This is a genomic window from Bradyrhizobium guangzhouense, from assembly GCF_004114955.1.
Lineage (GTDB): Bacteria > Pseudomonadota > Alphaproteobacteria > Rhizobiales > Xanthobacteraceae > Bradyrhizobium > Bradyrhizobium guangzhouense.
In genome coordinates this window covers 3,027,465-3,047,808 of record NZ_CP030053.1, presented here as the reverse complement: position 1 = coordinate 3,047,808, position 20,344 = coordinate 3,027,465, and the positions used below count along the sequence as shown (strand labels likewise).

25 protein-coding genes are annotated in these 20,344 nt (G+C 63.7%); 2 read left to right on the top strand and 23 right to left on the bottom strand.

Annotation, left to right across the window (positions count from 1 at the left end; translation table 11 throughout):
- Nucleotides 1-14: 14 nt before the first annotated feature.
- Entirely contained in the window at nucleotides 15-1,349 is a 1,335-nt protein-coding gene (locus XH91_RS14670; protein WP_128951235.1) for a replication-associated recombination protein A, read from the bottom strand.
- Complete coding sequence (locus XH91_RS14665; RefSeq protein WP_164934076.1) at nucleotides 1,346-2,752, bottom strand: DegQ family serine endoprotease; 1,407 nt, start codon at nucleotides 2,750-2,752, stop codon at nucleotides 1,346-1,348. Before XH91_RS14665 ends, XH91_RS14670 begins: the two co-directional genes overlap by 4 nt.
- A 316-nt stretch (nucleotides 2,753-3,068) precedes the next feature.
- Between XH91_RS14665 and XH91_RS14660 the strand changes: the two genes are divergently transcribed.
- Nucleotides 3,069-4,700, top strand: coding sequence for an OprO/OprP family phosphate-selective porin (locus XH91_RS14660; protein WP_164934077.1), 1,632 nt, complete (start codon nucleotides 3,069-3,071; stop codon nucleotides 4,698-4,700).
- Between the two features lie 161 nt (nucleotides 4,701-4,861).
- On the top strand, nucleotides 4,862-5,875 hold the full coding sequence (locus XH91_RS14655; RefSeq protein ID WP_128951233.1) for a zinc-binding alcohol dehydrogenase family protein: 1,014 nt from the start codon (nucleotides 4,862-4,864) through the stop codon (nucleotides 5,873-5,875).
- 121 nt (nucleotides 5,876-5,996) lie between these two features.
- Here XH91_RS14655 and hisC read toward each other — a convergent pair whose 3' ends face one another.
- The 21 genes from hisC to rpsQ form a co-directional block, all read right to left on the bottom strand.
- Complete coding sequence (hisC, locus tag XH91_RS14650; protein WP_128951232.1) at nucleotides 5,997-7,070, bottom strand: histidinol-phosphate transaminase; 1,074 nt, start codon at nucleotides 7,068-7,070, stop codon at nucleotides 5,997-5,999.
- A complete protein-coding gene (locus tag XH91_RS14645; RefSeq protein WP_128951231.1) occupies nucleotides 7,067-8,383 on the bottom strand; it encodes a chloride channel protein in 1,317 nt (438 codons plus the stop codon). Before XH91_RS14645 ends, hisC begins: the two co-directional genes overlap by 4 nt.
- Before the next feature lie 93 nt (nucleotides 8,384-8,476).
- Nucleotides 8,477-9,265, bottom strand: a complete 789-nt coding sequence (locus tag XH91_RS14640; protein WP_128951230.1) for an SDR family NAD(P)-dependent oxidoreductase — start codon at nucleotides 9,263-9,265, stop codon at nucleotides 8,477-8,479.
- 81 nt (nucleotides 9,266-9,346) lie between these two features.
- Complete coding sequence (locus XH91_RS14635) at nucleotides 9,347-10,183, bottom strand: c-type cytochrome (RefSeq protein ID WP_128951229.1); 837 nt, start codon at nucleotides 10,181-10,183, stop codon at nucleotides 9,347-9,349.
- Between the two features lie 116 nt (nucleotides 10,184-10,299).
- The gene (gene rplQ, locus XH91_RS14630) at nucleotides 10,300-10,716 is read right to left on the bottom strand and encodes a 50S ribosomal protein L17 (RefSeq protein WP_057745449.1); all 417 of its coding nucleotides are present in this window, start codon (nucleotides 10,714-10,716) and stop codon (nucleotides 10,300-10,302) included.
- Between the two features lie 121 nt (nucleotides 10,717-10,837).
- Nucleotides 10,838-11,869 (bottom strand): DNA-directed RNA polymerase subunit alpha, encoded by a 1,032-nt coding sequence (locus tag XH91_RS14625; RefSeq protein ID WP_128951228.1) that lies wholly within the window; start codon nucleotides 11,867-11,869, stop codon nucleotides 10,838-10,840.
- Between the two features lie 112 nt (nucleotides 11,870-11,981).
- Nucleotides 11,982-12,371 (bottom strand): 30S ribosomal protein S11, encoded by a 390-nt coding sequence (gene rpsK, locus XH91_RS14620; protein WP_007603045.1) that lies wholly within the window; start codon nucleotides 12,369-12,371, stop codon nucleotides 11,982-11,984.
- A 121-nt stretch (nucleotides 12,372-12,492) separates the two neighbouring features.
- Nucleotides 12,493-12,861 carry a 30S ribosomal protein S13 gene (gene rpsM / locus XH91_RS14615; RefSeq protein ID WP_014494511.1) on the bottom strand — a complete coding sequence of 123 codons (369 nt, stop codon included), beginning with the start codon at nucleotides 12,859-12,861 and terminating at the stop codon, nucleotides 12,493-12,495.
- Between the two features lie 188 nt (nucleotides 12,862-13,049).
- Complete coding sequence (locus tag XH91_RS14610) at nucleotides 13,050-13,904, bottom strand: adenylate kinase (RefSeq protein WP_128951227.1); 855 nt, start codon at nucleotides 13,902-13,904, stop codon at nucleotides 13,050-13,052.
- Between the two features lie 278 nt (nucleotides 13,905-14,182).
- Nucleotides 14,183-15,514, bottom strand: coding sequence for a preprotein translocase subunit SecY (secY, locus tag XH91_RS14605; RefSeq protein ID WP_092228451.1), 1,332 nt, complete (start codon nucleotides 15,512-15,514; stop codon nucleotides 14,183-14,185).
- A gap of 150 nt (nucleotides 15,515-15,664) precedes the next feature.
- The gene (gene rplO, locus XH91_RS14600) at nucleotides 15,665-16,150 is read right to left on the bottom strand and encodes a 50S ribosomal protein L15 (RefSeq protein ID WP_128951226.1); all 486 of its coding nucleotides are present in this window, start codon (nucleotides 16,148-16,150) and stop codon (nucleotides 15,665-15,667) included.
- A 48-nt stretch (nucleotides 16,151-16,198) separates the two neighbouring features.
- Nucleotides 16,199-16,405, bottom strand: coding sequence for a 50S ribosomal protein L30 (gene rpmD / locus XH91_RS14595; protein ID WP_092294155.1), 207 nt, complete (start codon nucleotides 16,403-16,405; stop codon nucleotides 16,199-16,201).
- Nucleotides 16,406-16,430: 25 nt separating this feature from the next.
- Nucleotides 16,431-17,024 (bottom strand): 30S ribosomal protein S5, encoded by a 594-nt coding sequence (gene rpsE / locus XH91_RS14590; RefSeq protein ID WP_057745465.1) that lies wholly within the window; start codon nucleotides 17,022-17,024, stop codon nucleotides 16,431-16,433.
- 44 nt (nucleotides 17,025-17,068) lie between these two features.
- Nucleotides 17,069-17,431 carry a 50S ribosomal protein L18 gene (gene rplR, locus XH91_RS14585; protein ID WP_007603036.1) on the bottom strand — a complete coding sequence of 121 codons (363 nt, stop codon included), beginning with the start codon at nucleotides 17,429-17,431 and terminating at the stop codon, nucleotides 17,069-17,071.
- A gap of 11 nt (nucleotides 17,432-17,442) precedes the next feature.
- On the bottom strand, nucleotides 17,443-17,976 hold the full coding sequence (gene rplF, locus XH91_RS14580; protein ID WP_128951225.1) for a 50S ribosomal protein L6: 534 nt from the start codon (nucleotides 17,974-17,976) through the stop codon (nucleotides 17,443-17,445).
- A gap of 16 nt (nucleotides 17,977-17,992) precedes the next feature.
- Nucleotides 17,993-18,391, bottom strand: a complete 399-nt coding sequence (gene rpsH, locus XH91_RS14575) for a 30S ribosomal protein S8 (protein ID WP_057745471.1) — start codon at nucleotides 18,389-18,391, stop codon at nucleotides 17,993-17,995.
- 14 nt (nucleotides 18,392-18,405) lie between these two features.
- Nucleotides 18,406-18,711 (bottom strand): 30S ribosomal protein S14, encoded by a 306-nt coding sequence (gene rpsN / locus XH91_RS14570; protein ID WP_057745473.1) that lies wholly within the window; start codon nucleotides 18,709-18,711, stop codon nucleotides 18,406-18,408.
- 46 nt (nucleotides 18,712-18,757) lie between these two features.
- The gene (gene rplE / locus XH91_RS14565; protein ID WP_128951224.1) at nucleotides 18,758-19,315 is read right to left on the bottom strand and encodes a 50S ribosomal protein L5; all 558 of its coding nucleotides are present in this window, start codon (nucleotides 19,313-19,315) and stop codon (nucleotides 18,758-18,760) included.
- Complete coding sequence (rplX, locus tag XH91_RS14560) at nucleotides 19,308-19,622, bottom strand: 50S ribosomal protein L24 (RefSeq protein WP_011088142.1); 315 nt, start codon at nucleotides 19,620-19,622, stop codon at nucleotides 19,308-19,310. Before rplX ends, rplE begins: the two co-directional genes overlap by 8 nt.
- The gene (gene rplN, locus XH91_RS14555; protein ID WP_008549246.1) at nucleotides 19,622-19,990 is read right to left on the bottom strand and encodes a 50S ribosomal protein L14; all 369 of its coding nucleotides are present in this window, start codon (nucleotides 19,988-19,990) and stop codon (nucleotides 19,622-19,624) included. Before rplN ends, rplX begins: the two co-directional genes overlap by 1 nt.
- 96 nt (nucleotides 19,991-20,086) lie before the next feature.
- A complete protein-coding gene (gene rpsQ / locus XH91_RS14550; RefSeq protein WP_057745481.1) occupies nucleotides 20,087-20,335 on the bottom strand; it encodes a 30S ribosomal protein S17 in 249 nt (82 codons plus the stop codon).
- Between the last annotated feature and the right edge of the window lie 9 nt (nucleotides 20,336-20,344).

Sequence of the window (20,344 nt, the reverse complement as noted above, 5' to 3'; positions counted from 1 at the left end):
ATTGAGCAGGGTGTCTACTTTCCGCCCCGCTCCTTGCGCAGCTTGGCCCAGTAATCCAGCCGCTTGCGGATCTCGCGCTCGAAACCACGCTCGGGCGGGTCATAGAAGGTCTGTCGGCCCAGGGCTTCGGGGAAGTAGTCCTGGCCGGAGAAGGCTTCGGGGGCGTCGTGGTCGTATTCGTAGCCGGTGCCGTAGCCCTCGGACTTCATCAGCTTGGTCGGCGAATTCAGGATGTGCTTTGGCGGCAGCAGCGAGCCGGCCTGTTTTGCCACCTGCATCGCCGTGCCGAACGCCGTGTAGACCGCATTCGATTTCGGCGCGGTGGCGAGATAGACGACGGCTTGCGCGATCGCGAGCTCGCCTTCGGGATGGCCGAGGAAATCAAAGGCGTCTTTGGCCGCATTGGCGATGACGAGCGCCTGCGGATCGGCAAGGCCGATGTCCTCGACCGCCATGCGTACGACGCGACGCGCCAGGAACAGCGGGTCCTCGCCGGCATCAAGCATGCGCGCGAGATAATACAGCGCGGCATCCGGATCGGAGCCGCGCACCGATTTATGCAGCGCCGAGATCAGGTTGTAATGGCCGTCGGCCGACTTGTCGTAGATCGGCGCGCGGCGTTGCAGGATGTCCTGCAGTTGCGCGGCATTGAAAATCTCGTCGGCGCGCGCCGAACGCCAGACCTCTTCGGCGAGCGTCAGCGAGGCCCTGCCATCGCCGTCGGCCATGCGCACCAGCACGGCCCTCGCCTCCGCATCGAGCGGCAGCTTGCGGCCCTCGACCTCCTCGGCATGAGCGAACAGCTTTTCGATCGCGGCGGCATCGAGCGAGCGAAACACCAGCACGCGCGCACGAGACAAAAGCGCCGCGTTGAGCTCGAAGGACGGGTTCTCCGTGGTGGCACCGACCATGACGACGGTGCCGTCTTCCATGACGGGCAGAAACGAATCCTGCTGAGCGCGATTGAACCTGTGCACTTCGTCGACGAACAGCAGCGTGCCCTTGCCCATCTCACGGCGCGCACGCGCGGCATCGAAGGCCTTCTTGAGATCTGCAACGCCGGAGAACACGGCCGAGATCTGCTCGAAATGCAGGTCGGTCGCATCCGCGAGCAGCCGCGCCACCGTGGTCTTGCCGGTGCCGGGCGGGCCCCAGAACACCAGCGACCCCAGCGTGCGGGTCTCCAGCATGCGTGTCAGCGCGCCGTCGGGGCCCAGGATGTGGTCCTGCCCGACGACCTCCGACAGCGCCCGCGGCCGCAGCCTGTCAGGCAGCGGATGCGGGGCATCGTGATCGAGCCCCGCCGCGGCAAAGAGAGTTGGCGTCTCCTGTGGTCGCTTTGGACTCATCCGCCCAGCGTGACGTTGATCTGCTGACCGCCGCGCACCAGCGTGATGCGCCACAGCCGCTGGCTGACGGCTGCCACCTTCTCGAGGTCACCGGTCTTGCCGATCTTCTGGTTGTTGACGGCCAGAATGATGTCGCCCTTCTGGAAGCCGACCTGGGCGGCCGGCGAGTCATCACCGAGTTCGGTGATGACGACGCCCTCGGTGTCGGCGTCCAGATGCAGCTCGTCGGCAACCGCAGGCGTGATGGTCGAGACCTTGGCGCCCTGGAAGGGCGAGCGCGCCGTCACCACGAGCTCGTTGCGGCCGATATCGGGTGCGGTCTCGAGCGCGATCGTCAGCTTGAGCGGCCTGCCGCCGCGCTGCACGTCGATCTGCGCCGTTCCGCCGATCGGCCGGGTGGCGAAGCGATAGTCGAACGCGTTGGGATCGTCCACCGCCTGGCCGTCGATCCCGGTAATGAGGTCGGAGGATTTCAAGCCGGCCTTCGCCGCAGGGCCATTGGGAACCACACTCGCGACCAGCGCCCCGGTCGGCGAGCGCAGGCCGAGGCTCTCGGCGATCTCCGACGTCACCGCCTGCAACTTTGCACCAAGCCATGGCCGCTTGACCGCCTTGCCACCGCTCTTGGCGGACGCGACGACGACGCGAACCATGTTGGCGGGGATCGCAAAGCCGATGCCCTGCGAGCCGCCGGAGCGCGAGTAGATCGCGGTGTTGATGCCGGCGAGCCGGCCATTCATGTCGACCAGCGCGCCGCCGGAATTGCCGGGATTGATCGCAGCGTCCGTCTGGATGAAGAACTGGTAATCGGTGATGCCGACCTGCGTGCGCGCCAGCGCCGAGATGATGCCGTGGGTCACGGTCTGGCCGACGCCGAAGGGGTTACCGATCGCCAGCACGACGTCGCCGACCATCAGTTCGTCCGAATTGGTGAATTCGAGCGCCGGAAACTTCTCCTTGGCGTCCTTCAGGCGCAGCACCGCGAGATCGCTGCGGGAGTCCTTCAAGACGATCTCGGCCTCGAACTCGCGCTTGTCCGACAGCGACACTTTCACTTGGTCTGCGCCTTCGATCACGTGAACGTTGGTGACGACGAGCCCGGACGAATCGACGATCACGCCCGAACCCAGCGATCGCTGCACTTGTTCCTGCTGCTGGCCCGGCACGCCGAAGAAACGGCGAAAGATCGGGTCGTCCAGCAACGGGTTGCGATTCTGTACCACCTTGGCGGCATAGACGTTGACGACCGCCGGCTGCACCCGCTGCACGATCGGCGCATAGGACAGCCGCAGCTCGGCCTGCGACGAGGGCACGCGACGGTCCTGCGCCGCAGCCGGATTGAATTGGGCCGAAAAGCCTATGCACAATGCCGTGACGACGGCGCTCCAGGTCGATCGAAACATTCCTACCTCTTGGAAAAGACGCCGGAATATAGGCGCGTTCGCTGCGCAATAGAAGGGCGCCGGACGTCAATATTCGGTCCCCTTCCGGTGTGTCCGGCCTGCAAGCCCAGCGTGCGAAATCACAATCCGCCTTGGGCGGTGGATTGGCATGATGCGCATCATCCTGCATGCTCGTGCGAGGCGGATTCGGTTGCGGCGAATTGGCATCAGTGGGAACCGCAGAGCCGGGCGCGCGCCGTCGCGGGGCAGTCATCGATCACTCTTAGGCTCTCCCGTTGCGACTTGGGGAAAGTTCGTCAAAGGATGGAGTCACGACATGAGCAGGACAAGAATGGCAGCCACGGCGATTGGTCTCGCCGGTGTGCTGGCGGCCTCACAGGCCCAGGCCCAATCAGCCAGCAATAGCGAGCAGGAGATCGCACTCCTGAAGCAGCAACTGAAGATGCTGGAGCAGAAGCTCGACAAGCTCCAGAACCAGACCGCCGCGAACACGGCGGCCACGGCGAAAGCCAGGCAGGAAGCGAAGGCCGAGGCCAAGGCTGAAGCGCGCTCGGAGGCGAAAGCTGCCCTCGCCAACGCCAACGCAGCCATCCCGGTCAAGGGCCCCGTGGCCCCTTCAGGCGTCGTGGTGTCGATGCCGAACAACCGCCCGACCATCTGCACGGCGGACGAGCAGAACTGCGTTGCCATCACGAGCCGCGTGCACTGGGATGTCGGCGGATACAATTACCGTCCCGATACGGCAGCGACGACGCCGCAAAAGCTGGATAGTGGCGAAAATCTCCGCCGCGCGCGCATCGGCATCGTCGGCAAGTTCTTCGGCGACTGGAATTACGCCCTGATCTACGATTTCGGCGGCTCGTCTGACGGGTTCGGCGGCACCGGTGCGGCCGGCGCCACGGCTGTCGGCTTCCTCCCGGGCGGCGGCACATCGGGCGTCGAAAATGCCTATCTCAGCTATACCGGCCTGAAGCCGTTCGGCGGCAAGATGGCGGTCGAAGCCGGCGTCATGGACATCGCCTGGACGATGGACGAATCCACCAGCTCCAACGACATCATGTTCATGGAGCGCGCTTCATCCGGCCTGATCGCGCAGAACATCGCAGCCGGCGACTTCCGCTCGGCGGTCGGCACCCGCTGGTGGAATGACCAGCTCTGGATGGGCGCCTATGTTACCGGACCGACCACGGGTGCGATCCATTCCGCTTCCAGCGTCTCCCCGCCCGGCAGCAGCGAGCAATATGGCGCGGTCGCTCGTATCGCCGGCAACCCGATCAGCGGCAATGGCTATTCGGTGCACATCGGCGCTGACGCGGAGTGGCTGATCCAGCCGCCGCGCAATCTGGTGACGCAGGCGCAGACGCTCACGCTCAGCGACCGGCCCGAACTGCGTATCGATCCGACGACGCTGATCTCGACCGGTGCGATCGCCAACGTATCCGGGGCGCAGGTCTACGGCGTCGAAGCGGCCGCGACCTACGGATCGTTCATCGCGCAGGGCGAATATTACTGGTTCAATGTCGACCGCACGGCCAATACCGGCTTGCCGCCGTTCGGCGCGTCGAGCCTGAAGTTCGACGGCGGCTATGCGCAGGTCGGTTATGTCCTGACGGGCGAGACCCGCTCCTACAACGCGGCGAATGCCGCCTACGGTGGCATCAAGCCAGCCAATCCCGTCTCACTCGCCGGTGGCGGCTGGGGTGCCTGGGAAGTCGCCGGACGCGTCAGCACGATGAATTTGAACGATCAACTTGCGACCGCAGCCGGCATCGCTGGCGGACACCAGACCATCTACACCGCCGCGTTGAACTGGTACGTCAACAACAACGTCCGCTTCATGCTCGACTATCTGCATGGCGACATCTCCAAGCAGGCGAGCGCCACCTCCTCGGTGAACACGGGCTCGACGTTCAACGCGGTCGCTATGCGCACGCAGGTCGCGTTCTGACCTGACGTCGCGTTCTAGCGAAAAGCGCCGGGAGCAGTACGGGCCGCTCCCGGCGCGCTAGTCAAACGGGTACCATGTCCCCCAATTTGTAGTACTTGCCAAATGGGAGCCAACGCGACAGTTAAGGCGCCAGCGAATACGCCATCTGATGGAGACAAGCCATGAAGGCAGTCGGCTACAGGAAGTCGCTTCCGATCGAGGATCAGGACGCGCTGTTCGATTTCGAGACCGCCAAGCCAGAGCCGAAGGGACGCGACATCCGCGTCGCCGTGAAGGCGATCTCGGCCAATCCGGTCGACTACAAAGTGCGCAAACGCGCAGCTCCGCCCGATGGCGAGACGAAGATCCTGGGTTATGATGCCGCCGGTGTGGTCGACGCGGTGGGTCCCGACGTCACGCTGTTCAAGCCGGGCGACGAGGTATTCTACGCGGGCTCGATCCTGCGCCAGGGCACCAATGCCGAATTCCATCTGGTCGACGAACGCATCGTCGGCAACAGGCCGAAATCGCTCTCCTTCGCGCAGGCGGCCGCCCTGCCCCTCACCTCCATCACCGCCTGGGAATTGCTGTTCGATCGCCTGGGCGCCGTCCCGGGAAAAAGCATCGATCCGCGCACGCTTCTGATCACCGGCGGCGCCGGCGGTGTCGGCTCGATCCTGATCCAGCTCGCCCGACGCCTCACCGGTCTCACCGTGGTCGCCACCGCGACGCGGCCGGAATCGCGCAAATGGTGCCTCGATCTCGGCGCGCATGCTGTGATCGATCATGGCAAGCCGATGAAGGAGCAGATCGAGAAGCTCAAGCTGCCGCCGGTCGCGCTGGTCGCGAGCCTCACCTTCACCGATCAACACTACAAGTCGATTGCCGAGTTGATGGCCCCGCAAGGCAGGTTCGGCCTGATCGACGATCCCCCGGAATTCACCATGAGCACCTTCAAGGGCAAGGCGATCTCCGTGCACTGGGAATCGATGTTCACGCGCTCGTCCTTCCAGACGCCTGACATGATTGCGCAGCATCACCTGCTGAACGATGTCGCCGACCTCATCGACAAGGGCGTGCTGCGCACCACGCTCGACCAGACCTTCGGCACGATCAACGCGGCCAACCTCAAGCGCGCGCATGCACTGCTCGAGAGCGGCAAGTCGCGCGGCAAGATCGTGCTGGAGGGGTGGTAGCAACGGCCGCGCAGGGTGGGTTACCCGAAGGCGTAACACACTACGTATCCGCGCGTGCTGAACGAAGATGGCGGGTTACGCCCAGCAACTGCGCTTCGCGCAGCCGCTGGTCTAACCCACCCTACGATTTCTCGCGCTGTCCCACGATCCCGGACAACGCCGACAGCAGCCGATCGATCTGCTCATCCGTGCCGACGGTAATCCGCAAGAAATCCGAGATACGAGGCGCCGAAAAATGGCGGACGATCACGGCCTGCTCCCGCAGCGCCGCTGCAAGCGTCGCTCCCTCACGCGCCGGATGGCGCGCGAAGACGAAGTTGGCCAGCGAAGGCAACACTTCGAAACCAGCACTCTTCAATCCGCGGGTCAGCCGCTCCCTGCCCTCGATCACGCGACCGCGGCTCTGCTGGAAATAGTCTTCGTCCTCGACGGATGCGATCGCACCGGCCTGGGCGGGGCGGCCGAGCGGATATGAATTGAAGCTGTCCTTCACACGCGTCAGCGCATCGATCAGATCGGCATCGCCGATCGCATAGCCGACCCGAAGCCCCGCGAGCGCGCGCGATTTGGACATGGTCTGCACGACCAGGAGATTGCGATGGGACGCGACCAGCGGAATCGCACTCTCGGCGCCGAAATCGACATAGGCTTCGTCAATGACGACAGGCGCATGCGGATGCTCGTTCAGCAATGTCTCGATCTCAGCGCGCGACAGCGCGATGCCTGTCGGCGCGTTCGGATTCGGGATGATGATCGCGCCCGCCGGCCGGCGATAGTCGGCGATGCGAATCTGCATGGCCTGATCGAGAGCCACGGTCTCATGGGCGATGCCGAACAGGCGGCAATAGACCGGATAGAAGCTGTAGGTGATATCGGGAAACAGCAGCGGCGCATCGTGCTTCAGCAGCGCCACGAAGGCATGCGCCAGCACCTCGTCCGAGCCGTTGCCGACGAACACCTGCTCTGGTCTCACGCCGTGATAGGTAGCAAGAGACGCCCGCAGCGCGCTCGCCTGAGGATCCGGATAAAGACGCAGCGTATCGGCCGCCGCATCACGGATCGCCTCCAACGCACGCGGCGACGGACCGAGCGGATTCTCGTTGGTGTTGAGCTTGACCAGATCCGCCATGCGCGGCTGTTCGCCCGGCACGTAGGGCTTCAGCTCATGCGTCAAGCTGCTCCAGAAACGGCTCATCTTCCCTCCCCCTCGCGCGGACGGCTCGCCCGCTCGACAAAGCCCTTTGCGAGCGCGTGATAGATACCCTCCTCGCAGATCATGCGCGAGACGAAATGCGCGATCAACGCGGCCGTCATCAGCGGCACGACCATCCCGTGATTGTCGGTCATCTCGGTCACGATCACAAAAGCGGTGATCGGCGCCTGCACGACGCCGGCGAAATACGAGACCATGCCGAGCAGCATGATCGCGCCGAGCGGCGCCTCGTGGAACAACGCCGCGATGTTGCTGCCGATGCCGGCGCCGACGGCGAGCGAGGGCGAAAAGATGCCGCCCGGTATGCCGCTGATCGCGGCGAAGCTGGTCGCCAGCAGCTTGAGCACGCCAAAATCCTGCGGCAGCGGGGTGCCGTGATCCAGCGCCTCTTTCACCTGAACGTATCCCGTACCGTAGATGGTGTCGCCGGACACCAGGCCGCAAATCGCGACCGCGAGGCCGCAGGCAAATGCGAACCACAGGGGATGGCCCTTGATCGCACGCCCGAGCGGGCTCTTGAAGCCGCGCGCCATGGCAATGACGATGCGACTGAACAGGCCGCCGGCGAGGCCGCCGACGACGCCGCAGGCCGGAACGGCCAGCCAGTCGGCACCACGCGCCAGCGACATCGCGCTGCTGCCGAAATAGGCATAGTTGCCGGCCAGCGCGAGCGACGTCAGGCCTGCTGCGATGACGGCGGCAATGATCAGGCTGGATGTGCGGGTCTCGAACGCGCGGCTCATCTCCTCGATGCCGAAGACGATGCCAGCCAGCGGCGTATTGAAGGCCGCCGCGACGCCGGCGGCCGCACCGGCCAGGATCAATCCAGGTTGGCGGCGCGGCGAGACACGGCCGAGCGCGAACATGATGGAGGCGCCGACCTGAACGGTCGGCCCTTCCCGCCCGACGGAGCCGCCGCACAGCAGCCCGAACAGCGTGAGGATCATCTTGCCGACCGCGATCCGGATCGAGACCAGGCTCTCGCGCGCCGCCTGATCGGTCAGATGCCGCGCGGCGATCGCCTGCGGGATGCCGCTGCCCTGCGCGTTCGGGAACACGCGAATGGTCAGATAGGCCGACAGCATGAAGCCGAGCGGCGTCACTGCGAGCACGGCATAGCGTGACTTAGCCAGCAGAAGTGCAAAGGCGTGCTGTGCGAGATCAGCGAGCTGCGCCAGCGCCACCGCGGCAGCACCGACCCCGATCCCGCCGAGCAGAAAGATTGCACGCCGCTGCCAGCGCGCGGATGTCAGCCTGAACAGGCGCTTGTGGCGGGTCGAGAGGGGCCAGAGCATGGAGGCCCTTTTTAGCCAGTCTCGCCACGAATGAAAGGGGCGTGTCGGCAGGGCAGCTAGGCAGGAACCCCGCTCCCCACGCCCGATCACGGCTCAAGCGATGGTGTTGACGATACCGCCCTCCGCCCGCAGCGCCGCGCCGTTGGTCGCAGAGGCCTCCTTCGAGGCGACATAGACCACCATGTTGGCGATCTCCTCGACACTGGCAAAGCGCTGGATCAGCGAGCTCGGGCGGTGCTGCTTGACGAAATTGGCGGCGGCTTCATCCACCGATTGCCCGTTCTGCTTGGCGAGATCCTTCACGAAGGTCTCGACGCCCTCGGACATGGTCGGGCCGGGGAGCACCGAGTTCACGGTGACGGCGGTGCCCTGGGTGAGCTGCGCGAGACCACGCGCGACCGCGAGCTGGGCCGTCTTGCTCATGCCGTAGTGGATCATCTCGGCGGGAATGTTGAGCCCGGACTCGGAGGAGATGAAGACGATGCGGCCCCAGTTGCGCTTCAGCATGCCCTGCATGTAGGCGCGCGAGAGCCGCACGCCGCTCATCACGTTGACCTCGAAGAAGCGGCTCCAGTCCTCGTCCGGAATCTCGAAAAAGCCCTTCGGCTCGAAGATGCCGGCATTGTTGATGAGGATATCGACCTCGGGGAGCGCCGCGACCAGCGCCTTGCAGCCCGCCGCGGTCGAGACGTCGGCGGCGATGCCCCGCACCTTGGCGCCGCTTCCCTCCAACTTGCGCACCGCGGCATCGACCTTGTCCTGACCGCGCCCGTTGATGACGACGCTTGCACCCGAGCCCGCGAGGCCCTTGGCGATGGCGTGGCCGATGCCGGCGGTCGAGCCGGTGACGAGGGCAGTCTTTCCGGAAAGGTCGATCTTCATCCGTCAATCTCCGTTGCTGTTGACGGAGATATCGTGCGCTGCACACGCAGCTTCAATCGTCCCTCACCGACGCGTGAGGTTTCAGCTTTTCGGCGGTAGTGTCCGGACGAACGCGACGATTGCATCGAGATCCTGAGCCGTCATGGTGGCATAGCCAGCATAAGCCATCGGCGGCTTGAGCTTGCGACCGTCGCGCGCGATGCCTTGCGTAATCGCACGCTTGATTTCGTCGTCGCTCCACTGCCCGAGGCCGGCCACAGGATCCGAGGTGATGTTGGGCGAGACGGACGAGCCCCATGGGCCTTTGAACGTTCGGCCACCCTTCCCGCTCGCGCCGGCGAAATCGTGCACCACGGACGGGCCCTCCGGCGTGTGGCATTCGAGACAATGGGCGATGGTGATGAGATAGCGGCCGCGGGCGAGCTTGTCGGACAGTTCCCCCTCGGTCGCCTGCTTGCCGGCGTAACTCGGCATCTCCGGCTTCAGCGCGACCCTGTATTCCGGCGCTGGCGTCTCGCGATGCACAGATGGCACCGAGCGCAAGTAAGCCGTGAGCGCGTCGAGATCGCGCGCCGTGAGCACAGTGTAGAAGATGGTCGGCATGATGGGCGCAACCGCCGATCCGTTCGGCCTGATGCCGCTGACGAGGAAGTGCTTCAGCTCGGCATCGCTCCAGCTGCCGATGCCGGTCTCCTTGTCGGGCGTGATGTTGGATGCGGTGACCTTGAAGGCGGGCTCGTCAAAGGTCTGGCCGCCCGAGAGCATGCGCGTCATGTCGAGGCCTTGCGGCCCGCGCGGCGTATGGCAGTTGTTGCAGACCATCACGCTGCCAACGAGATAAGCGCCGCGCTCGACCAACGTTTCGGCTGATATCGGCGACGTCAGCAGTGCCAGCGCGATCGCAAAGGCCATCCTCATCGAAGCCCCCATCAAATGCTTTGCTAGAAATCATCGTGCGCAGCGTGAGAAATGGCTGCGAGATACAAAAAAGCGGCACCGAAGGGCGCCGCTTTTGAAACGCTATGCGATTTGGCTTACGCCGCCTCGGCTTCCTTTGCCTGCACGGGACCTGAGTCCTGGCCCTTGGCATCGACGTCGCGATCGACGAACTCGATCACGGCCATCGCGGCGTTGTCGCCGTAGCGGAAGCCGGCCTTGATGATGCGCGTGTAGCCGCCCTGGCGATCCTTGTAACGGGGCGCCAGCACGTCGAACAGCTTCTTGACCTGGTCCTTGTCGCGCATCTCCGAGATGGCCTGGCGGCGCATGGACAGGCCGCCCTTCTTGCCGAGGGTGACGAGCTTCTCGACGATCGGACGAAGCTCCTTGGCCTTGGGCAGCGTGGTGACGATCTGCTCGTGCTTGATCAGCGCGGCCGCCATGTTGGCGAACATCGCGCGGCGGTGCTCGGCCGTGCGGTTGAGCTTCCGATGAACCTTGCCGTGACGCATGTAACTATTCCTTGTTCTAGAACTGCCGCGACGGTTCGTCGGACCAGTTGCTCAGGTGGGCTTCCTGCGTTCGCCCATAAAAATGACGGCCGGGGACGCCGGCCGTCACGGTGAAGTCGGATCAATAATGATCTTCGAAGCGCTTGGCGAGCTCGTCGATGTTCTCCGGCGGCCAGCCCGGCACTTCCATGCCGAGATGCAGACCCATCTGGGCCAGCACTTCCTTGATCTCGTTCAGCGACTTGCGGCCGAAGTTCGGGGTGCGGAGCATTTCCGCTTCGCTCTTCTGCACGAGGTCGCCGATGTAGACGATATTGTCGTTCTTCAGGCAGTTGGCCGAACGCACCGACAGCTCGAGCTCGTCCACCTTCTTGAGGAAGGCCGGGTTGAAGGCGAGGTCCGGGATGATCTCCTGGGCGACTTCCTTGCGCGGCTCTTCGAAGTTGACGAACACGTTGAGCTGATCCTGCAGGATGCGGGCGGCGTAAGCCACCGAATCATCCGGCGTCAGCGCACCGTTGGTCTCGATCGTCATGGTCAGCTTGTCGTAGTCGAGGATCTGGCCCTCGCGGGTGTTCTCGACCTTGTAGGAGACCTTGCGGACCGGCGAATACAGGCTATCGACCGGGATCAGGCCGATCGGTGCATCCTCGGGACGGTTGCGCTCGGCGGGCACGTAGCCCTTGCCGGTCGAGACCGTGAACTCCATTCGGATCTCGGCGCCCTCGTCGAGGGTGCAGATCTGCAGGTCCGGGTTCAGCACGACAACGTCGCCGACGGTCTGGATGTCACCGGCGGTGACAACGCCCGGGCCAGACTTCTTCACAACCATGCGCTTGGGGCCTTCGCCCTGCATCTTGATCGAGATGTCCTTGATGTTGAGCACGATGTCGGTGACGTCCTCACGGACGCCAGCGATCGAGGAGAACTCGTGCAGCACGCCGTCGATGTGCACCGACTGCACCGCCGCGCCCTGGAGCGAGGAGAGCAGGATGCGGCGCAACGCGTTGCCGAGCGTCTGGCCGAAACCGCGCTCGAGCGGCTCGGCGACGATGGTCGCGAAACGCGAGGGATCGCTGCCGGGCTGAATCTGGAGCTTGTTCGGCCGAATCAGTTCTTGCCAATTTTTCTGGATCGTCACTGTTTCACCCATACAGGCCAGTCAAACTGCAGTTGCAGGCACTGGCGTTGGAGAAAGGCCGCGGATCATTCGCGCGGCTTTGCAAAAAGTCATTGCGGGCGACCGATGCGCCCGCAACTTCGTATCAAACGCGCCGACGCTTGCGGGGACGGCAACCGTTGTGTGGGATCGTGGTCACGTCGCGGATCGAGGTGACGGTAAAGCCCGCAGCCTGCAGCGCGCGGAGCGCCGACTCACGACCCGAACCGGGACCGGCGACTTCGACTTCCAGCGTGCGCATGCCGTGTTCCTGCGCCTTCTTGGACACGTCTTCAGCGGCGACCTGAGCGGCATACGGGGTCGACTTGCGCGAGCCCTTGAAACCCATCGTGCCGGCGGAGGACCAGGCAATCGTGTTGCCCTGCGCGTCGGTGATGGTGATGGTCGTGTTATTGAAGGACGAGTTCACGTGCGCGACGCCGGAGGCGATGTTCTTGCGCTCACGACGACGAACGCGGGTGGCTTCCTTGCCCATAGAGTACCTTTCCTGGAGATCTCAAACGCCGCCGTAATGCCAGCGGCTACACCTGTGGAACGAGAAGCGCGTGGCGAAAGGGTTTCCCCTATCGCCACACGCCGCGATTGGTTTCGAAAACTTACTTCTTCTTGCCGGCGATGGCCTTGGCCGGACCCTTGCGCGTACGCGCATTGGTATGGGTGCGCTGACCGCGCACCGGCAGACCGCGACGATGACGCAGGCCGCGATAGCAGCCGAGGTCCATCAGACGCTTGATGTTGATACCGACTTCACGACGCAAATCGCCCTCGACCAGATAGTCGCGATCGATCACTTCGCGGATCTGGAGCACTTCGGCGTCGCTGAGCTGATTGACGCGACGATCCTCGGGGATCTTCACCTTTTCGAGGATCTCACCAGCGATCTTCTGGCCGATGCCATGGATGTACTGGAGCGCGATCAGCACGCGCTTGTTGGTCGGAATGTTCACGCCGGCAATACGGGCCACGGCCTTCTCTCCTGTTGCCGATCCCTCGTCAGGAATCGGGCTTTAAGTGCTTATGTTTCTCGGGCAGGTGTTCACAAACGCGAACACGACGCCCACCCCTGGTCTTCCTGGGGCCCGGCATCGTTTGAAACTATCCGACTTGGATGCGGGGCTTATTAAGGGATTCAGGGGGCTTTCGTCAACCGCCGCTAGCGCTTGGCTCGCTTTTTCGTGACCTTTTTTGCGGCCTTTTTGGCACCCTTTTTGACTGCCGTCTTGGCCGCCTTTTTGACCGTTTTCTTGGCTGCTTTCTTGGCTGCCTTTTTAGTGCCCTTCACGGCCTTTTTGGCGGATTTAGCCGATTTCGCGGCCTTTTTTACCGATTTCGCCGGCTTTTTGGCCACCTTCTTGGCTGCCTTGGCCTTTTTGGCGGGCGCCGCCTTGGCCGCACTACGGGCATGGGTCTTGGGCTCGACGGCGCCCAGCGCCAGCAGCTGGCGGTGGATGGCGCGCGTGACCTCGTCGATGGCCATCATGCCGTCGATGGTCGAGAGCTTGCGACGCTCGGAATAGTAGTGAATCAGGGGTTCCGTCTGGCTACGGTAGCTGGCGAGCCGCTTGGTCAGGACCTCCGGGGTGTCGTCGAGGCGAACCTCCTCCCCGCGCTCCCGCATCTGGGCGACGCGGGTCTCGACCCGACTCAGCAGCGCGCTCTCATTAACGCGGAGCTCGATCACGGCGTCGAGCTTGAGGTGCTTGTGCCGGAGCAGATTGTCCAGCGCCTCGGCCTGCGGCACGGTGCGCGGGAAACCGTCGAGGATGAAGCCGTGCTTGGCGTCCGGCTGGTCGATGCGATCGGAGATGATGCCGACCACGACGTCGTCAGGCACGAGCCCGCCGCCAGCCATGATCTCCTTGGCCTTGAGGCCGACCGGCGTGCCGGCCGCGACTGCTGCACGCAACATCTCGCCGGTCGAGAGCTGGACGATGCCATAGCGCTGCACCAGCAGCTGCGCCTGGGTCCCCTTGCCCGACCCTGGCGGTCCAAGAAGTATAATTCTCATCGGCGTACGCCCCCCGGATTGGTGAGCGATAGCTCGCGCACCCGTGTTTGAAAGTTTGACAACAGTGCAAACCACAATCGGCGCCGCACCGCTACCCATATCATAAGGGAGCAAATGCCCGGACGCCAAGAAGGCCTTTGAAATCAGGGATTGTGCTGCAGTGAGAGCAGCTCTTGCGATGCGACCGAATGACCGACTGATCGCTTCGGTAGGTGCCGCGCATCGCCTGCGCGAGCGAATCGGCGGCGCGGATGCGCCGCCTTCAGTGAATGCGCCGCTTAGCGGCGACGGCCCCGCAGCTTCGACTTGCGGATCAGGCCTTCGTACTGGTGCGCCAAGAGATAGCCCTGCACCTGCGCCACCGTATCCATGGTGACGCTGACGACGATCAGCAGCGACGTGCCGCCGAAGTAGAACGGCACCGAGGCGTAGGAGATCAGGATTTCCGGGATCAAGCAGACGATCGCCAGATAGATCGCACCGAGAACGGTAATGCGCGACAGCACGTAATCGATGTACTCAGCGGTACGCTCGCCGGGGCGGATGCCCGGGATGAAGCCGCCGTGCTTCTTCAGATTGTCCGCGGTCTCGGTCGGGTTGAACACGATCGCGGTGTAGAAGAAGGCGAAGAACACGATCAGCGCGAGATAGAGCACCAGGAACAGCGGACGGCCGTGGCCGAGCTGGGTGGTAATCCACTGGAACCATTCCGGTCCCTTGCCCGCGTTGAAGTTCGCAACCGTGGTCGGCAGCAGCAGCAGCGAGGACGCGAAGATCGGCGGGATCACGCCCGAGGTATTGAGCTTGAGCGGCAGATGCGAGGACTGGCCCTCGAACATCTTGTTGCCGACCTGGCGCTTCGGATACTGGATCAGCAGCCGGCGCTGGGCGCGCTCCATGAACACGATGAACGCGATCACGGCGACCGCCATCACGATCACGACCAGGATCAGACCGGTCGACATCGCACCCTGACGGCCGAGCTCGAGCATGTTGGCGAGCGCTGCGGGCAGCTCGGCGACGATGCCGGAGAGAATGATCAGCGAGATGCCGTTGCCGATGCCGCGCGAGGTGATCTGCTCGCCCAGCCACATCAGGAACATGGTGCCGCCGGTCAGCGTGATCGCGGTGGAGAGACGGAAGAACATGCCGGGGTCGCTGACGACGTTGCCGGCGCCTTCGAGGCCGACCGCGATGCCGTAGGACTGGAACGCGGCCAGGATCACCGTGAGGTAGCGGGTGTACTGGTTCAGCGTCTTGCGGCCCGCCTCACCTTCCTTCTTCAGCGCCTCGAGCTGCGGCGAGACGGTGGTGAGCAGCTGGATGATGATCGAGGCCGAGATGTACGGCATGATGTTCAGCGCGAAGATCGCCATGCGGTGGATGCCGCCGCCGGCGAACATGTTGAACATGCCGAGAATGCCGCCTGCCTGCGACTTGAACACCTGCTCCCAGATGTTGGGATCGATGCCGGGCAGCGGGATGTAGGTTCCGAGCCGATAAACGAGCAGCGCACCCAGCGTGAACCAGATGCGCTTCTTCAGTTCGTCGGCCTTGGCGAACGCGCCGAAATTGAGATTGGCTGCCAGTTGTTCCGCTGCAGAGGCCATATTGGACTTTCTCCCGCCGCCTTTTGCGCCGTCATACCCGCGGCCGGGCTATTTTAGCGGACGCCGGACATTATCTGGGGCTTCGGCTTCGATAAGTCCATCGTCCCGCATGCGTAAAGGCCCGCGAGGCGCGGGCCAATGACGCAGATGTTACGCCGCCTCGCCTTCTTCCTTGGCAGGGGCGAGGATCTTCACCGAACCACCGGCCTTCTCGACCGCTTCGATCGCGGACTTGGTGGCGCCGTGGACCTCGATGTTCAGCTTGGCCTTGAGCTCGCCGCGGCCGAGCAGCCGCAGGCCCGCCTTGGCGCGGCGCAGCACGCCGGCCTTCACCAGCGCCTCGACGTTGACGACGCTGCCGGTGTCGAGCTTCTTGGCATCGACCGCATCCTGGAGACGGTCGAGATTGATCTCGGCATACTCGACGCGGAAGATGTTGTTGAAGCCACGCTTGGGCAGACGGCGATGCATCGGCATCTGGCCGCCTTCGAAACCCTTGATGCGCACGCCCGAACGCGCGGTCTGGCCCTTGCCGCCGCGGCCGGACTGCTTGCCCTTGCCCGAACCGATGCCACGGCCGACGCGCATGCGCTTCTTGCGCGAGCCGGCGTTGTCGGCGATATCGCTGAGCTTCATCGCCCTGCTCCTTGTGTTTTGCGCATGATCTGGATCATGCGCGCAATTTTACTTCTCGTCGACGATGCGGACGAGATGGTGAACCTTTTCGATCATGCCGCGGACGGCCGGAGTGTCCGGCAGTTCGCTGGTGCGGCCGATCTTGTTGAGCTTGAGCCCGATCAGCGTTGAACGCTGCGAGTGATGGCGGCGGATCGCGCTGCCGGTCTGCTCGAGCTTGATCGTCTTTGCGGACTTTGCGGCGTCCTTGGCCATCGTGGTCTACTCCGAAAAGCGTTGGTTAGTCCGCCGCCGCCTCGGCATCGCCGCCGATGCGACGACCCTGCAGGGTGGACACCTTGATGTTGCGGCGCGCCGCGACCGAACGCGGTGAGTCCTGGTGCTTCAGCGCATCGAAGGTCGCGCGAACCATGTTGTACGGGTTCGACGAGCCGATCGACTTCGCCACCACGTCCTGGACGCCGAGCGTCTCGAACACGGCGCGCATCGGACCGCCGGCGATGATGCCGGTACCGGCCGGAGCGGCACGCAGATAGACGCGGCCAGCGCCATGACGGCCGGCGATGTCGTGATGCAGCGTACGGCCCTCGCGCAGCGACACGCGGGTCAGGTTGCGCTTGGCGGACTCGGTGGCCTTGCGGATCGCCTCAGGCACTTCGCGCGCCTTGCCGTGACCGAAGCCGGCGCGGCCCTTCTGATCGCCGATCACGACGAGCGCAGCGAAACCGAAGCGCTTGCCGCCCTTGACGACCTTGGCCACGCGATTGATGTGGACGAGCTTGTCGACGAACTCGCTGTCGCGCTCCTCGCGCTCCTTGCGTTCACGTCCGCCGCCGCGTTGATCGCGTCCACCACGTTGTTCGCGTTCTGCCATTTTTCCAATCCTTCAGAGGCTTACGCCTCAATCCTCAAATTCTGTTAGAAGCTCAGCCCGCTCTCACGCGCAGCGTCGGCGAGAGCCTTGACGCGCCCGTGGTAGAGGTAGCTGCCGCGATCGAACACGACTTCCTTGACGCCCTTCTCGGCGGCGCGCTCGGCCAGCAGCTTGCCGACCGCCTTCGCTGCATCGATGTCGGCGCCGGTCTTGCCGCCGTCCCGCATCGACTTCTCGAGCGAGGAGGCAGAGGCCAGCGTCTCGCCCTTCAGGTCGTCGATGACCTGGGCGTAGATGTGCTTGGACGAGCGGAACACCGACAGACGCGGACGACCACCGCCGGAGCGGCGCAGCTTCAGCCGCACACTCCGCTTGCGCCGGGCATTGGTAACCTTGGCTTTGGACATGACCGGCTCCGTTACTTCTTCTTGCCTTCCTTGCGGAAGATGAATTCGCCCACATACTTCACGCCCTTGCCCTTGTAGGGCTCCGGCGGACGATAGGAGCGGATCTCGGCGGCAACCTGGCCGACGCGCTGGATGTCGCTGCCCGACACCGTGATTTCGGTGGGCTTCGGCACGGCGATCGTGATCCCTTCCGGGATCGGGTAGACCACGTCGTGGCTGTAACCGAGCGCGAGCTGCAGGTTCTTGCCCTGCATCGCGGCGCGGTAACCGACGCCGGTGATCTCGAGCTTCTTCTCGAAGCCCTTGGTGACGCCTTCGACCAGATTCGCGACCTGGGCGCGAGCGGTGCCATACAGCGCCCGCGCGCGATTGGTCTCGGCCCGCGGCTTGACCTTGACCTGGCCGTTCTCGAGCTTCACTTCGACGTCGTCATGAACGACGAACTGAAGCTGGCCCTTCGGCCCCTTCATCTTGACGGTCTGCCCATCGACGGTCGCGGTCACACCGGACGGCACCGCCACAGGCCTTTTGCCAACACGTGACATGGATCAAAAATCCTTCTCAGAACACCGTGAAGAGGACTTCACCGCCCACGTTCGCTTCACGCGCACTGTGGTCGGCCATGATCCCCTTCGGCGTCGACAACACCGAAATACCGAGCCCGTTATTGACCCGCGGCAGGTTCTTCACCGAGGCGTAAACGCGGCGCCCTGGCTTGGAGACACGTTCGATCTCACGGATGACGGGCTCGCCGTCGAAATACTTCAGCTCGATCTCGATCTCGCTACGGCCCGAGGCGTGCTCGAGGGTTGCGTAACCGCGGATGTAGCCCTCGCTCTTGAGCACTTCGAGGACGTTCTCGCGCATCTTCGAGCCGGGCGTGGAGACCTTGCTCTTGGAACGCATCTGCGCGTTGCGGATGCGGGTGATCAGATCGCTGATTGGATCGTGCGTAGACATCTAAACGACCCTCCTTACCAGCTCGACTTCACGAGGCCCGGGACCATGCCCTTGGAGCCAAGGTCGCGGAGCGCGATACGGGACAGCTTGTTCTTGCGATAGTTCGAGCGCGGGCGGCCCGACAGCTCGCAACGCAGACGGATGCGGGTGGCCGACGAATTGCGCGGCATTTCCGCAAGCTTCAGGGTGGCGGCGAACCGCTCCTCCATCGGCAGCGTCTTGTCGGCGATGATCGCCTTCAACCGCTCGCGCTTCGGGGCGGCGTTCTTCACCATCCGCTTGCGCCGGTTGTTCTTCTCGACTGAACTCTTCTTTGCCATGCTTGGCTCCTGGGTATCCGCGTTTGAGAGGCTTTAGGTCAGCGTCTCACTGCCGGAACGGGAAATTGAAAGCGGTCAACAAGGCCCTCGCCTCTTCGTCGGTCTTGGCCGTGGTGCAGACGGTGATGTCCATACCGCGGGCTTCCGTGACCTTGTCGAAGTCGATCTCGGGGAAAATGATGTGCTCCTTGATACCGAGCGAATAGTTGCCGCGGCCGTCAAAGCTCTTCGGGTTCAAACCGCGGAAGTCGCGGACGCGCGGCAGCGCGACCGTCACCAGGCGATCGATGAACTCGTACATGCGGGCCTTGCGCAGCGTGACCTTGCAGCCGATCGGCTGGTTCTCACGCAGCTTGAAGGTCGCGATCGCGATACGCGAGTAGGTCACGATCGCCTTCTGGCCGGCGATCTGGGTCAGCTCGGCAGCGGCAGTCTCGGCCTTCTTGCGGTCGTTGACGGAATCGCCGACGCCCATGTTCAGCACGACCTTGTCCAGACGCGGAACCTGCATGACGTTCTCATAACCGAACTTCTCGGTCATCGCCGTGCGGATCTTCGAGTCGTATTCCGCGCGCAGGCGCGGGGTGTAAGCGGTCTCAGCCATCGATCTCAGCTCCCGAGCTCTTGGCGATGCGAACCTTCTTGCCGTCCGCCAGAATCTTGAATCCGACGCGGGTCGGCTTTCCGTCCTTGCCGACATACGCGATGTTGGACAGTTGGATCGGCGCCTCTTTCGAGATGATGCCGCCCTCCTGGGCCTGCGTCTGCTTCTGGTGACGCTTGACCATGTTGATGCCGCGCACGAGCGCCGTGCCGGCGTCGGGGCGAACTTCGAACACTTCGCCGGTGCGACCCTTGTCGCGGCCGGTCAGCACGACGACCTTGTCGCCCTTGCGGATCTTCGCAGCCATCACAGCACCTCCGGCGCGAGCGAAATGATCTTCATGTGGTTCTTCGCACGCAGCTCGCGCGGCACGGGCCCGAAGATACGGGTGCCGACCGGCTCGGCCTGGTTGTTGATCAGGACGGCGGCGTTGCGGTCGAAGCGGATGACCGAACCGTCAGCGCGGCGGATGTCCTTGCGGACACGCACCACGACGGCCTTCATCACGTCGCCCTTCTTCACCTTGCCACGCGGAATGGCTTCCTTGATCGAGACGACGATGATGTCGCCGATCGTGGCGTAGCGGCGCTTGGAGCCTCCGAGCACCTTGATACACATGACACGGCGTGCGCCAGAATTATCGGCCACGTCGAGGTTGGTCTGCATCTGAATCATTGATGCACCTCGTCCTCTTTCTCTTTGCGCCAGCCTAGCCGGCGCTCAACATTTCCCTGAAGTCAGTCGGCCAAATGAATGGCCGAGGCCAACAGATCAGGCGCTTTTCTTGTGTTCGCCCCGGATCACGATCCAGCACTTCAACTTCGAAATCGGCTTGGTCTCTTCGATCCAGACCATGTCGCCCGGCTTGAACTCGTTGTTCTCGTCGTGCGCGTGGTAGTTCTTCGAACGGCGGATCGTCTTCTTGTAGATCGGATGCGTGAAGCGGCGATCGACGCGCACCACGACGGTCTTGGCAGTCTTGTCGCTGACGACCACGCCTTGCAAAGTACGTTTCGGCATATCCGTTAG

What these genes read in the sequence shown, in the direction of transcription:
- XH91_RS14670 (WP_128951235.1), bottom strand. Translation starts at nt 1,349, where the DNA reads ATGAGTCCAAAGCGACCACAGGAGACGCCAACTCTCTTTGCCGCGGCG.
- XH91_RS14665 (WP_164934076.1), bottom strand. Translation starts at nt 2,752, where the DNA reads ATGTTTCGATCGACCTGGAGCGCCGTCGTCACGGCATTGTGCATAGGC.
- XH91_RS14660 (WP_164934077.1), top strand. Translation starts at nt 3,069, where the DNA reads ATGAGCAGGACAAGAATGGCAGCCACGGCGATTGGTCTCGCCGGTGTG.
- XH91_RS14655 (WP_128951233.1), top strand. Translation starts at nt 4,862, where the DNA reads ATGAAGGCAGTCGGCTACAGGAAGTCGCTTCCGATCGAGGATCAGGAC.
- hisC (WP_128951232.1), bottom strand. Translation starts at nt 7,070, where the DNA reads ATGAGCCGTTTCTGGAGCAGCTTGACGCATGAGCTGAAGCCCTACGTG.
- XH91_RS14645 (WP_128951231.1), bottom strand. Translation starts at nt 8,383, where the DNA reads ATGCTCTGGCCCCTCTCGACCCGCCACAAGCGCCTGTTCAGGCTGACA.
- XH91_RS14640 (WP_128951230.1), bottom strand. Translation starts at nt 9,265, where the DNA reads ATGAAGATCGACCTTTCCGGAAAGACTGCCCTCGTCACCGGCTCGACC.
- XH91_RS14635 (WP_128951229.1), bottom strand. Translation starts at nt 10,183, where the DNA reads ATGAGGATGGCCTTTGCGATCGCGCTGGCACTGCTGACGTCGCCGATA.
- rplQ (WP_057745449.1), bottom strand. Translation starts at nt 10,716, where the DNA reads ATGCGTCACGGCAAGGTTCATCGGAAGCTCAACCGCACGGCCGAGCAC.
- XH91_RS14625 (WP_128951228.1), bottom strand. Translation starts at nt 11,869, where the DNA reads ATGGGTGAAACAGTGACGATCCAGAAAAATTGGCAAGAACTGATTCGG.
- rpsK (WP_007603045.1), bottom strand. Translation starts at nt 12,371, where the DNA reads ATGGGCAAGGAAGCCACCCGCGTTCGTCGTCGTGAGCGCAAGAACATC.
- XH91_RS14610 (WP_128951227.1), bottom strand. Translation starts at nt 13,904, where the DNA reads ATGAGAATTATACTTCTTGGACCGCCAGGGTCGGGCAAGGGGACCCAG.
- secY (WP_092228451.1), bottom strand. Translation starts at nt 15,514, where the DNA reads ATGGCCTCTGCAGCGGAACAACTGGCAGCCAATCTCAATTTCGGCGCG.
- rplO (WP_128951226.1), bottom strand. Translation starts at nt 16,150, where the DNA reads ATGAAGCTCAGCGATATCGCCGACAACGCCGGCTCGCGCAAGAAGCGC.
- rpmD (WP_092294155.1), bottom strand. Translation starts at nt 16,405, where the DNA reads ATGGCCAAGGACGCCGCAAAGTCCGCAAAGACGATCAAGCTCGAGCAG.
- rpsE (WP_057745465.1), bottom strand. Translation starts at nt 17,024, where the DNA reads ATGGCAGAACGCGAACAACGTGGTGGACGCGATCAACGCGGCGGCGGA.
- rplR (WP_007603036.1), bottom strand. Translation starts at nt 17,431, where the DNA reads ATGTCCAAAGCCAAGGTTACCAATGCCCGGCGCAAGCGGAGTGTGCGG.
- rplF (WP_128951225.1), bottom strand. Translation starts at nt 17,976, where the DNA reads ATGTCACGTGTTGGCAAAAGGCCTGTGGCGGTGCCGTCCGGTGTGACC.
- rpsH (WP_057745471.1), bottom strand. Translation starts at nt 18,391, where the DNA reads ATGTCTACGCACGATCCAATCAGCGATCTGATCACCCGCATCCGCAAC.
- rpsN (WP_057745473.1), bottom strand. Translation starts at nt 18,711, where the DNA reads ATGGCAAAGAAGAGTTCAGTCGAGAAGAACAACCGGCGCAAGCGGATG.
- rplE (WP_128951224.1), bottom strand. Translation starts at nt 19,315, where the DNA reads ATGGCTGAGACCGCTTACACCCCGCGCCTGCGCGCGGAATACGACTCG.
- rplX (WP_011088142.1), bottom strand. Translation starts at nt 19,622, where the DNA reads ATGGCTGCGAAGATCCGCAAGGGCGACAAGGTCGTCGTGCTGACCGGC.
- rplN (WP_008549246.1), bottom strand. Translation starts at nt 19,990, where the DNA reads ATGATTCAGATGCAGACCAACCTCGACGTGGCCGATAATTCTGGCGCA.
- rpsQ (WP_057745481.1), bottom strand. Translation starts at nt 20,335, where the DNA reads ATGCCGAAACGTACTTTGCAAGGCGTGGTCGTCAGCGACAAGACTGCC.